The organism is Flavobacterium aquaticum (assembly GCF_003259835.1).
GTDB classification, from domain to species: domain Bacteria; phylum Bacteroidota; class Bacteroidia; order Flavobacteriales; family Flavobacteriaceae; genus Flavobacterium; species Flavobacterium aquaticum.
This window is the reverse complement of sequence record NZ_QLMI01000003.1, coordinates 1-12674: the sequence shown is the minus strand read 5'-3', so window position 1 is coordinate 12674 and position 12674 is coordinate 1. Positions and strand designations below refer to the sequence as shown.

Here is a 12674-nt window from a genome sequence, read left to right as displayed (position 1 = left end):
CTATTAATATGTTTGAAAAAGTTAAGAATCAAGATCATTTATTAGGCAAAACAAATAGAATAGTAGAAGGAACTACTATTACAGGAGACATCACTACTTTAGCAGACTTTCGTTTAGATGGAAAACTGAAAGGAAATTTCACTTCCGAAGGAAAAATTGTAATTGGACCAATAGGAGAGGTCATTGGTGATATTGTTTGTAAAAGTATCGATATCGAAGGTGTTTTTTCAGGAAAGCTACAAGCTGAAGGAATGCTAAATGTAAAATCAAAAGCACATATAACAGGAGAAGTAATTGTTGGAAAACTTGCTGTAGAACCTGGAGCCAGATTTGAAGCTAGTTGCGAAATGAGAACTCAAGTCAAATAATGGAATCCAATAAAAAACAATCCAATAAGTGGTTAGCACTAATTAATATCCCATTTCAAATGGGATTGATTATTTTTGGTTTTTCGTATCTTGGTGGTTGGCTCGATGAAAAATATCCAAATCCTGAAGGTTATTTTCTAAAAGGAATTACGCTTCTTGGAGTTTTTGTAGCGCTATATAATGTAATCAAACAAGTAAATCAATTAAATAATAATAAGTAAAGATGTTAAAAAAATTACCCGTAACTGTTCAAGCTTTATTAATTTCAATCGTTTTTTTTCTAATTCAGTTTGGAATAGCTACTTTTTTAAATAAGATTGACACAACGCCTTTTTTAATGTCATATGCTTTACAGTTTATAATGACATTGGCTATTTTATTAGCAATGATTAAAATTTATGAAACCGCTAAAGAGCAATTAGGTTTTGCTTTTTTAGGATTATCAACTTTAAAAGTAGGGATTAGTTATTTTTTTGCTACCGAATATTTATTTCAAAATAAGGTAATGCTTGAAACAAACAAAATTAATTTTTTCATTACTTTTCTGTTTTTTTTAAGTCTAGATGTCTATTTTACAATAAGATTGCTAAACAAAAAGTAATTTGAGGCAAAAAAATCATTAAATATTCAAAAAAAAATATTTTTGAAACTTGGAATATTAATTAAAGTTGTACTTTTGCAAAAATTTTTAGGACCAAAATTTTAGAATATAATCAATATGGTGATTTCAAGAAAACCACTTCATGTAATAGCAACAATCGCAATCGCGATATTGCCTTTATTTAGTTTTGCTAATGTTTCTAATGATTCAGTTAAAAAAGAAGCTCATGAAGTTCATGTTGCGACTGATGCTAATCACGGAGAAGCTGCTGAACCTCAGGACAAGAAAGCTAAAGTAGATGCGTACATTCAACATCACTTACAGGATTCTCACGATTTTACTTTTTTCTCAGATGAAAAAGAAGGTAAACATTATGGGTTTTCATTGCCAGTTATTTTAATTGATAATGGTTTAAAAGTATTTTCATCTTCTAAATTTCACCACGGAGAAACTGTAGCTGAAGTTGATGGAAATTTCTACAAATTATACCACGGAAAAATTTATAAAACAGATACTGCTGGAACTATTAGTTATGACGAGCACCATCATCCAACAAATGCAAAACCATTAGATTTTTCAATTACGAAAAATGTAGTATCAATGTTGTTTACTTCTGCTTTGTTGTTGTTTATGTTTATTGGTTTAGCTAAATCATACAAAAAAGGACCAATCCCAACAGGATTCGGTAGAGTGTTAGAGCCACTTATTTTATTCATCAGAGACGAAATTGCTATCCCAAATATTGGGGAGAAAAAATACAGAAAATTCATGGGTTATTTATTAACTGTGTTTTTCTTAATTTGGTTATTAAACTTACTTGGAATGACTCCACTAGGAATCAACGTTACAGGTAATATTGCGGTAACTATTTGTTTGGCGTTATTCACTTATTTTATTACACAGTTTAGTGCTAATAAAGATTATTGGATGCACATTTTCTGGATGCCAGGTGTTCCGGTTCCAATGAAGATTATCTTAATGCCAATTGAAATTTTAGGAACATTAACAAAACCATTTGCATTATTAATTCGTTTGTTCGCAAACATTACAGCGGGTCACGTTGTAATCATGAGTTTAATTGCAATGATTTTCGTTGGAAAAAATTTAGCAGCTGACTTACCTATATCATTAGGATTAACATTGTTCATTTCAATTATCGAAGTTTTAGTAGCATTCCTACAAGCTTTTATCTTTACAATGTTGTCGTCATTATTTATTGGTATGGCAGTTCAAGATCATCATCACGATGATCATCATTAAAATTTGAGTATTGTTTAATTTTATAAATCAATTATTATGTACAATTTAATTGGAGCTGGTTTAGTAGTAATCGGTGCAGGTTTAGGTTTAGGAAAAATTGGTGGTTCTGCAATGGACGCTATCGCGCGTCAGCCAGAAGCTGCTGGTAAAATTCAAACAGCGATGATTATTATCGCTGCTTTATTAGAAGGTTTAGCATTCGCTGCTTTAATCTTAGGAAAATAATAAAGAAAGAAAAAAACAGTATCTGTAACGGTTGGTTACAGGTACTGCTTTTAAAAAGAAAGTACTATTTAAACATATATTTTTCAAAACATGGAGAAATTAATTAACGATTTTTCATTCGGACTATTTTTCTGGCAAGCTATTATCTTATTAATATTAATCGTATTAATGGTTAAATTTGCATGGAAACCTATCATGAATTCAATTGTAGCTCGTGAGGAAGGAATTTCTAACGCTTTATTAGCGGCTGAAAACGCTAAAAAAGATATGTTAAACTTGAAGTCTGATAATGAAAAATTATTAGCTGAAGCTAGAGCTGAAAGAGACTTGATGATTAAAGAAGCAAGAGAAATCAAAGAAAAAATGATTGCTGATGCTAAATCTGAAGCACAAGTTCAAGGAGCAGCAATGATTGAATCTGCGAAAGCAACAATCGAAAGTGAGAAAAATGCAGCTATGGCAGAATTGAAAAATCAAGTTTCTTCTTTGTCATTAGAAATTGCTGAGACATTATTAAAAGGAGAATTATCTAACAAAGAAGCTCAAACTAAATTAGTTGAGAAAATGTTAGGTGACGCTAAATTAAACTAATATCATGGCAGGAACTAGAGCAGCAATTCGATACGCTAAAGCCATTTTGGACATTGCCCAAGTGAACAACAGCACACAAGCTGTAAATTCAGACATGACTGCTATTGCTAATGCAATTAAAGAAAGTGCTGAGTTAAAAGACTTTTTGCAAAGCCCAGTTGTTAAAGGTGAAATTAAATTTTCGTCTTTAAACGAAATTTTTGCTTCTGCTCAAAAAGAGACAAAAGGATTATTTCAATTGCTTTTAGTAAACAAAAGATTTGAATTATTAAATGATGTTGCTTTACAGTTCAATGCTTTATACGATGAACTTAACGGAATTGAGATTGCAAAGGTAACTACCGCTTTCCCAATTACGCCTGAGTTAGAAGCTAAAGTATTGGCAAAAATTGCATCGTTTTCAAATAAAAATATTACCATTCAAAATATTGTAGATCCAGCTATCATTGGAGGATTTATTTTAAGGATGGGTGACAAACAATACAATGCATCTGTGTCAAGCAGATTGCAAAATTTAAAAAGAGAGTTTAGTAATTAATATACCATTAAAGATATATCAAAATGGCGGAAATTAAACCTGCTGAAATTTCAGCAATATTAAAACAACAATTATCAGGTTTTGAATCTGGTGCATCGTTAGAAGAAGTTGGAACAGTACTTCAAGTTGGAGACGGTATCGCTCGTGTTTACGGATTATCAAACGCTCAATACGGAGAGTTAGTACAATTCGAAAACGGATTAGAAGCTATCGTATTGAACTTAGAAGAAGACAATGTTGGGGTGGTACTTTTAGGACCATCAACAGGAATCAAAGAAGGTTCTACAGTAAAAAGAACACAACGTATTGCTTCTCTTAAAGTAGGAGAGCAAATGGTAGGTCGTGTTGTAGATACTTTAGGTAACCCAATTGATGGTAAAGGTCCAATCGGTGGTGAGTTATACGAGATGCCATTAGAAAGAAAAGCTCCTGGAGTTATCTTCCGTCAACCCGTAACTGAACCATTACAAACAGGAGTAAAAGCAGTTGATGCTATGATTCCAGTTGGTAGAGGTCAACGTGAGTTGGTTATTGGTGACCGTCAAACTGGTAAATCAACAGTTTGTATTGATACCATCTTAAATCAAAAAGAATTTTACGATGCAGGAAAACCTGTATTCTGTATATATGTTGCAATTGGGCAAAAAGCTTCAACTGTAGCAGGAATCGCAAAAATGTTAGAAGAAAAAGGTGCAATGGCTTATACGGTTATTGTTGCTGCAAATGCTTCTGATCCAGCTCCAATGCAAGTATATGCTCCTATGGCAGGTGCTGCAATTGGTGAGTATTTTAGAGATTCTGGTCGTCCAGCTTTAATTGTTTATGATGATTTATCTAAACAAGCTGTAGCTTACCGTGAGGTATCTTTATTATTAAGAAGACCACCAGGACGTGAGGCTTATCCTGGAGACGTTTTCTACTTACACTCTCGTTTATTAGAAAGAGCTTGTAAAGTAATTAACAACGACGAAATCGCTAAAAACATGAACGATTTACCAGATTCTATCAAAGGAATTGTTAAAGGTGGTGGTTCGTTAACAGCGTTACCAATTATCGAAACGCAAGCAGGTGACGTATCTGCATATATCCCAACAAACGTAATTTCGATTACTGACGGACAGATCTTCTTAGATGGTGATTTATTCAACTCTGGAGTTCGTCCTGCAATTAACGTAGGTATTTCGGTATCTCGTGTTGGAGGTAATGCACAAATCAAATCAATGAAAAAAGTTGCTGGTACATTAAAATTAGACCAAGCTCAATTCCGTGAGTTAGAAGCTTTCGCGAAATTCGGTTCTGACTTAGATGCGGTTACTTTAAACGTAATTGAAAAAGGTAAGAGAAACGTTGAAATCTTAAAACAAGGTTTAAACTCTCCTTTTACAGTAGAAGATCAGGTGGCTATCATTTATGCAGGTTCTAAAAACTTGTTAAGAAATGTACCAGTTGATAAAGTAAAAGAATTCGAAAAAGATTACTTAGAGTTCTTAAATGCAAAACACAGAGATACATTAGACGCACTTAAAGCAGGTAAGTTTGATGACGCTATCACTGACGTTTTAGAAAAAGTAGCGAAAGAAATTTCAGCAAAATATAATTAATTTTCAGTGAAAAGTGAATAGTAATTAGTGAAGAGCTAATTACTATTCACTAATTACTAATTACTATAAAAACATGGCAAACTTAAAGGAAATACGTAATAGGATTACTTCTGTTTCATCTACGATGCAAATTACATCGGCGATGAAAATGGTTTCTGCTGCAAAATTAAAAAAAGCGCAAGATGCTATTACAGCTATGCGTCCGTATGCAGAAAAACTTACTGAGCTATTACAAAACTTAAGTGCAACCCTTGAAGGAGAAGTTGGTGGTGCTTTTACAGCTCAAAGAGAAGTAAATAAAGTACTTATCGTTGCAATTACTTCAAACAGAGGTTTGTGTGGTGCGTTTAATACCAATGTAATTAAACAAGCAAAAGCAGTTGCTGATACGTATGCAGGAAAACAAGTAGATATTTTTGCTATTGGTAAAAAAGGAAACGACGTTTTGCGTAAAACAAACAACGTAATCGAAGTTAACAATGTTATTTTTGACAAATTAACTTTCGAAAATGCTTCTGATATTGCACAACAATTAATGGATAAATTTGTGAAAGGTGATTACGATAAAATCGAAATCGTTTATAACGAATTTAAAAATGCTGCGACTCAAATTGTAAGAACACAGCAGTTTTTACCTTTAGCTCCAATTGTTGGTGGTGAAGTAGTAGCTTCTGATTATATTTTTGAACCATCTAAAGAAGAAATTGTGTTGACATTGATTCCAAAATCATTAAAAACACAATTATACAAATCAATTAGAGATTCATTTGCAGCAGAACACGGAGCACGTATGACAGCAATGCATAAAGCAACCGATAACGCTACAGAATTAAGAGACCAATTAAAATTAACATACAACAAAGCACGTCAAGCAGCTATTACAAATGAAATCCTTGAGATCGTTGGTGGAGCAGAAGCTTTGAACAACTAATTTTAATTTAGATATTATAAAAAGTCCCGATTTATTCGGGACTTTTTTGTTTTATATTTTGGAGAATGAATAATTATTGATTTAAATTTATTTATCAAGTATAAAATAGCTCAAATACATTGAATATTTTTATTAAGAAAATCCAAATTATAGTTAACATATATAAAAGAAGTCCCAATTTACTGGGGCTTTTTTTGTTTTAAAGGATTTTCTACAATACTGTTTTGCTTTATAAATAACTTTAATTATAGGTTAAATATGCAGAAAAACTACAGCAACTCACCTATGGTATTTCTTTAAATTTGAAGAAATATCTTACGTATGAAAACACAACTATTTAGTTATTTGGCATTTAGGTGTCAATTGAAATCCAAGAATTGGATGTTCATTTTTTTTATTTACTTTCTATCATTCTTTAGTTATGGACAATCTTCCTCAGCAATTTCTATTTCGTGGGACAAAGAAGTAGGTTGCCAAACTTATGATTATGATGATAGAAAAAAAGTTTATATCGAAGATATAGGCGATTCGGAATGTATTCGGATGTGTGAAAAAAGTGTTGTTCACTATACTTTAACCAATTTACCTGCAGGTGCTACTACAACATGGAATGCAGGGGGAGGAGTTGTTTCAAGTGCTAACAACACTTCTTGTACTGTTAGTTGGGGTGCTGTAGGTACAGGTTCTGTTTCATTTACAATAGTATCGGGAAGTACGATCATTTCTAAAACACTATGTATAGAAAAAATTATTATTCCTACTGCATTATTTGAAATTGCCCCTTTAGGGCAATATTCGCCAAATGAAAACATATTCGTATGTAGAGATCAAGCGATTAATTTTATTAATTTATCTTCTGCAAATAATGGTTCTAGTCTAATAAGTTATTCATGGGTAATTGAAAATGGAACAACAGGTACAGTAACCACTTCATCGGCTTTTCAGCCTTCCTTAGTTTTTACTGAAGATGGAGAATATAAAGCTGTTTTAACTGTAACTAATGAATGTAATTGTACGAGTGACTATATATTAAAATTTATAGTAAAAGGTAGAGGATTCGAAATTTCGTGTCCTACTGTTATTTGTGAGGGACAATCTTCAATTTATTCTTTGCCTTTTGATGGGATGGAAATTTGTCACGAACATTTTAATTGGTCGGTAATTGGAGGGCAAGTATTGTCTGAAGGAGGAGGAAATATTGAGGTTTTATGGAATGCAGTTGACGAGCATGGTTTTGGTTATGTAACTTTTAATCCTAGTGAATGTAACTTAGATTGTCTTGAACCTACTACTATTAAGATACCCGTAATTCAAACAAATGGAACCATACAAGGGCCAACAGACATTTGTTATAAAGGACAAGGAAGATACAAATTACCACAATGGCCTACAACAGACATTCAGTGGGAAATTGTTGGAAATGTTAATAATAATTTAGGCGAAATCATCCTAACAGATCAACGAAATGAAGTAATTGTTACTCCTTATACATCAGGTGCTATTACTTTACGTGCTACTTACATGAACACTCTTTTGCATTGTGGAGGTCAAGCAGAATTTGAAATATTTATTTCAAAACCTTTAGAAATTACTGGAGAAGATAATGTATGTCAGTACATTTCGCCTGTTTACACTACTACTGATGGTCTTCAAGTTAATTGGACATTAACCACTAATTCAGGCACTCCTGTTTATACTTTAGCTAATAGTATAAATTTTACTTATAATTTTAACCAAAGTGGCAGTTATATTTTAAATGCAGAACGTGCGGGATATTGTGCTGGAGAGCAGAAAATAATTACCGTAATTGCTAAGCCTTCTGTGCCACAAGGAATAAATGGATCAACTGTAATATGTCCAAATAGTCCCTACACTTACAGTGTTCAAAATCCAGATCCTCAAGCTACTTATGTTTGGAGTATAACAAATGGAACATTTTTAGGTTCCAATGTTGGTAATCAAGTTAATGTAACCTTTACGGGTTCATTGCCTCCTAGTATTGAAGTTAGAAGTGAAGTCTATGCACCTGTTGCTTGTTATTCAGACCCATTAGTTTTACCAGTTACTATTCAAGAAATTAATGCAGAAATTGTAGGAGCCTTAACCTCGGTTTGTGCCAATTCGGTAAGTACGTTTCAGTTGAATAATTTAGGTATTTCTACTTTATATACTGATTATGACAACGTAGTTTGGAGTATATCTGATCCATCGTTAGGGAGTGTTTCTGTTGGACAAAATACCAATCAAATTAGTGTGAATTGGAATCACACTAACACTACCACTATAGTGAATTTGATTGCTACTATTACTAAATGTACTCTAACGGAAACCGTTTCTATACCTATTACTATTTTAGGTATTCCTGAGATTAGCATTTCGGGAGATACCACCATTTGTAGTGGTCAAGGTGCCTCTTTTTCAATAACTTCTTTAGGATATACTTTTAATCCAACAACTTCCGTTATTTGGAATTTTGGGTATGGAGATGTTGTGGGGACATTAAATCAAATTTTTACATTCAGCAATACCGGGACAACCAATCTTTTAATGCCTGTAACTGCCTACATAGTAAATCCTAATGGCTGTACTGGTACTACAAATATTGCTAATTTTTCTATTTTAGTATTACCTAGTCCAGTGGCTACTGCTTCGTTATCTAGTGCTAATGGGAATGTGTTTTGTAGTAAATATGATATCAATGCTACATTAACTGCTGCTACAGGTGCAGCAGCAACCATTCAATGGTATTTGAATAGTACATCTAATCCTATTCCAGCTTCAAACGGAGGGAATAGCACTACACTTCTAATTGGGATGAGTAATAATTTAGGTTTTGGTACTTATTTCTTTATTGCTACTTATGCCAATGGATGTACTTATACTTCAAATTACCAATATATCATCCAAAAGTGTGGACCACCTGATGTCTGTGAATTAAGTCCTGAACCAATCGTTCAAAATAATTCAAATAATCAATGTGGACTTTTAAATCTAACTGGAACTGCAAACCCATTACCTGTATCAGAAGATTTTACAGTAATAGGCCCTATTTCATTTCCAGTTGTATCACAAGGTTCTACATTAATAGTAACACCTGGAATTTACCATACGTTTTATAACACTTTTTATATGTGCGATGGTGAACTTTCTAAATTACAAACCTATAAAAAAATTACGGTGCCTTATGTAGCTAATCTTTCTTATTCTTCTGCATGTGGTAATGATAATACTTTTAACGTAACTTTATTTGACCAAACAAGCTATTATGCAGCTGCAACAGGAGTTTCCCATTCTTTTGAATACAGCTATAATGGAGGTGCTTGGCAATCTACTTCTGCTACTTTAACAAATATACCTGCAGGTAATTACCAATTTAAAATTAAGGTAAATGGATTTGTAGATGGTGTGGCACAACCAGAATGTGAAAAAATTGTAACTGTTAGTTTACAACCTATTCCTGATTTGAATATTGTTTTGCTATCTAGTTTAGATTGCCATGATTCGCCTGTAAGATTTGGATTTGCTGGATTACCCTTAACTGGATATACTTTTTTATGGGATTTTGACGATGATGAAGCACAAAACACTATGCAGCAACCTACCCGTGTATTTACAAGTTCGGGAGTACATCATATTCAAGTTACAGTTAAAAATGCCTCGGGTTGCGAGCGAACCTTTCCACTAGATATTACTGTCCCTGAGCCTTGTTTTGGAGGTGATATTACTACTACTAATGCTACCGTTTGTATGGGTAATGAGGTTACTATGCATTATGTGCCAAGTAGCTCGTTAAGTGAATGTACCGCTACGCAATATCAATGGATGAATGGCAATACGGTTGTTGCAACCACTGCGGTTCCTACTTGGAGCACTGATGTAAACGGTGCTTATTGGGTACGTGTACTTAATGTCGATGAATGTAAATACAATACTCCTTCACGTGTATCTCCAATGTTTATTACTCCTCCTAGCATTAAGGTTGTTGGCACTACTACTATGTGTGCAGGAGACGATTTTTCTTTGCAAGCAATTACTAGTGCTACTACTCTTACATGGAAATTAGACGGTGTAGTACAAACCGCTTGGAGTAATCAATTGACTCCTGTATTCTCTGGTTTAACTGTAGGCAATCACACCTTAGAAGTTACCGCTACTGCTCAAGGTTGTAGTCAAACCACGAGTATTGTATTGACTGTGGTACAACCACCACAGAATGTAACTATTACCCCTCAACTTATTAGTTGTAATCCTTATCTTATAAAACTTACAGCAACTGCTGTTGGAAGTTCTACTTTTAATTGGTCTAATGGAGCTACAGGATCTACAATAACTGTAACCGAAGGAGGTCCTTATAAAGTAACTGCTACAGCTGGTGGTTGTAGTGCATCGACTCAAATTGATGTACCTAAAAATCCAGAGAATTATATTTGGATTTTTCCTACGGGATGTTATACAGACTGTTCTACTGAGACCAATTATTTGATAGGCCCTAGTTTGCCATTAAAAACTTGGAGTTGGAATATGGATGCGCAATCTGATGCTCATGGTTCCAATTCATATGCTAATCCATATACTTTGATAAAAGATGCCGATTACACCTTAACTATAAATACAGGGTTATGTTCTTTGGAATCGGAACCTTTACATTATTCTACTACAAAATGTGATCAATGTAAAATTGAACGTGTTGAAATTAAGGATGTAGAGAAAAACGACACCCCTTATTGTTCTTACACGTATACCCTTGTTATTTATAGTGGTATGACAATTCCTTATCAAGTAACATTGAGTGAAGAGACGAATCAAGTAGTACTCCTCCCTTCTTCGTTTACCTTACAACCAGGACAAAACGTAATTCAGGTAACGGTAATACCACAAAGTCCTTTTAACGGAGGTGTATTGACTTGGATTTTGCAAGGAACAGTACCTTATAAAGAAGGTTATGAATTGTGTATCACTAAATTTGATGTTGATGTTGCAGGTTGTGATTCTACTGGAAAAATAGCTAGTGTAGATAAGAATGAAGTTAATTCTAACCCAACTAGTTTTAGTCTTTATCCTAATCCTGCCGTTACAGCCGTAACCCTTTCTTACTCTCTAGAATTAGAGGGTGCCACCTTAGAAATTTATGATTTGACAGGAAGAAATATTGCTAAAAAAGCCTTATCTTCGGCTGATAAGGAAGTTACTTTATCGATTGACTCTTATCCTGCAGGTATGTATATGTTAGTTGTAAAACAAGCAGATACTATCTTATGGCAAAACAAGTTAATTATTAAATAGAATAACCTTAAACAGGTACGCTTTTAGCGTACCTGTTTTTAAACTAAGAAATTATGCTTAAAAAATTTACATTATTCTTTTTATGGGTAACAGTTCCGGGTTTTAGTCAATGTTTTGATGAATTTAGTTTGAGAAGTTCTGGTTATCATGTTGTATCTATCAAATCAGATGGAACTTTATGGGGTTGGGGATATAGTTCCTTTGGTCAATTAGGCAATACAAATATGACTAATCCAATACCCTTTCAGTTATCAACAGACACTGATTGGCATAAAACATTTGCAGGTGTTGCCAACGCATTTTTCATCAAAACTAATGGTACGCTTTGGGGAATCGGAAATAGTGAATTTGGACTATTAGGTAATGGTTCAACAACTCAGGTAAACCCCACCTTACAACAAATAGGTACCGCTACTAATTGGCAAAAAATTTCGGCATCGACTGATATGACCATTGGTTTAAAAACAGATGGTACCATTTGGGGCTGGGGGCAAAATGATCAATATGAAATGGGGAATAATACGTGTTGTGCCAATCAACTTACCCCCATTCAAATTGGTTCAGCCAATCATTGGGTGGATATTGAAACTAGTTTGGCCGCCTCTGCCTTTGCCTTAAAAAATGATGGCACTATTTGGGGTTGGGGATTGAATCTTGCAGGTTTGTTAGCCGATAATACCGTTATGGCAAGAAGTGTCCCTACACAATTAAATTCTGATACTGATTGGGCGAGTATTCATGTTGGCGCTGCCCATATTTTAGCTTTAAAGACAAACGGCACCTTGTGGTCTTGGGGGGGGGGTGAATATGGACAAACTGGTGATGGTTTGTCTCCTTCATTATATCGTTCGTATCCAAGACAAGTTGGTACTGACACTTGGTCTAAAGTATTTGCTGGTTGGAAAGTATCCTTTGGAATTAAACCTGATGGTACTCTTTGGGCTTGGGGACTTAATGATGTAGGACAATTAGGAATAGGTAACACCACTAATCAATTTAGCCCTGTTCAAGTGGGTACTGATACCGACTGGGTTGATGTGGTTTCTGGAGGTTCTGGCGATGATCAATTTACCATTGCTACCAAATCAGATGGTACGGTTTGGGCGTGGGGAGATAACCAAGTGGGGCAATATGGTAATGGTACTGTTGGAAATCCTGTTTATGTTCCTACCCTAATGACAGGGCTTTGTGCTACCTTAAGTACTGATGAATTTCAACAAGAAAATGTTTTTACGATGTATCCTAATCCTGCTAAGGATTTAGTAACATTAGATTA

At 34.1% G+C, this 12674-nt stretch carries 11 protein-coding genes; all 11 read left to right on the top strand.

Features of this window, described 5'->3' with window-relative positions; translation table 11 throughout:
- Positions 1-8 precede the first annotated feature (8 nt).
- Positions 9-368 (top strand): bactofilin family protein, encoded by a 360-nt coding sequence (locus B0I03_RS05095; RefSeq protein WP_111566387.1) that lies wholly within the window; start codon positions 9-11, stop codon positions 366-368.
- Positions 368-589 (top strand): AtpZ/AtpI family protein, encoded by a 222-nt coding sequence (locus tag B0I03_RS05090; RefSeq protein WP_111566386.1) that lies wholly within the window; start codon positions 368-370, stop codon positions 587-589. The genes B0I03_RS05095 and B0I03_RS05090 overlap by 1 nt, the downstream gene beginning before the upstream one ends.
- Before the next feature lie 2 nt (positions 590-591).
- Positions 592-969: a hypothetical protein gene (locus tag B0I03_RS05085; RefSeq protein ID WP_111566385.1), complete on the top strand. Its 378-nt coding sequence runs from the start codon at positions 592-594 to the stop codon at positions 967-969.
- Between the two features lie 117 nt (positions 970-1086).
- Positions 1087-2229, top strand: coding sequence for a F0F1 ATP synthase subunit A (atpB, locus tag B0I03_RS05080; protein WP_111566384.1), 1143 nt, complete (start codon positions 1087-1089; stop codon positions 2227-2229).
- Between the two features lie 36 nt (positions 2230-2265).
- A complete protein-coding gene (gene atpE / locus B0I03_RS05075; protein WP_111566383.1) occupies positions 2266-2454 on the top strand; it encodes an ATP synthase F0 subunit C in 189 nt (62 codons plus the stop codon).
- Between the two features lie 90 nt (positions 2455-2544).
- The gene (locus B0I03_RS05070) at positions 2545-3045 is read left to right on the top strand and encodes a F0F1 ATP synthase subunit B (RefSeq protein ID WP_111566382.1); all 501 of its coding nucleotides are present in this window, start codon (positions 2545-2547) and stop codon (positions 3043-3045) included.
- A gap of 4 nt (positions 3046-3049) precedes the next feature.
- Positions 3050-3583 carry an ATP synthase F1 subunit delta gene (gene atpH / locus B0I03_RS05065; RefSeq protein WP_111566381.1) on the top strand — a complete coding sequence of 178 codons (534 nt, stop codon included), beginning with the start codon at positions 3050-3052 and terminating at the stop codon, positions 3581-3583.
- A gap of 23 nt (positions 3584-3606) precedes the next feature.
- Entirely contained in the window at positions 3607-5184 is a 1578-nt protein-coding gene (gene atpA, locus B0I03_RS05060) for a F0F1 ATP synthase subunit alpha (RefSeq protein WP_111566380.1), read from the top strand.
- A 73-nt stretch (positions 5185-5257) separates the two neighbouring features.
- Positions 5258-6115: an ATP synthase F1 subunit gamma gene (gene atpG, locus B0I03_RS05055; RefSeq protein ID WP_026725480.1), complete on the top strand. Its 858-nt coding sequence runs from the start codon at positions 5258-5260 to the stop codon at positions 6113-6115.
- Between the two features lie 381 nt (positions 6116-6496).
- The gene (locus B0I03_RS05050; RefSeq protein WP_181452346.1) at positions 6497-11398 is read left to right on the top strand and encodes a PKD domain-containing protein; all 4902 of its coding nucleotides are present in this window, start codon (positions 6497-6499) and stop codon (positions 11396-11398) included.
- A gap of 53 nt (positions 11399-11451) precedes the next feature.
- On the top strand, positions 11452-12674 hold a 1223-nt coding region (locus B0I03_RS05045; RefSeq protein ID WP_394338062.1), incomplete at its 3' end, for an RCC1 domain-containing protein.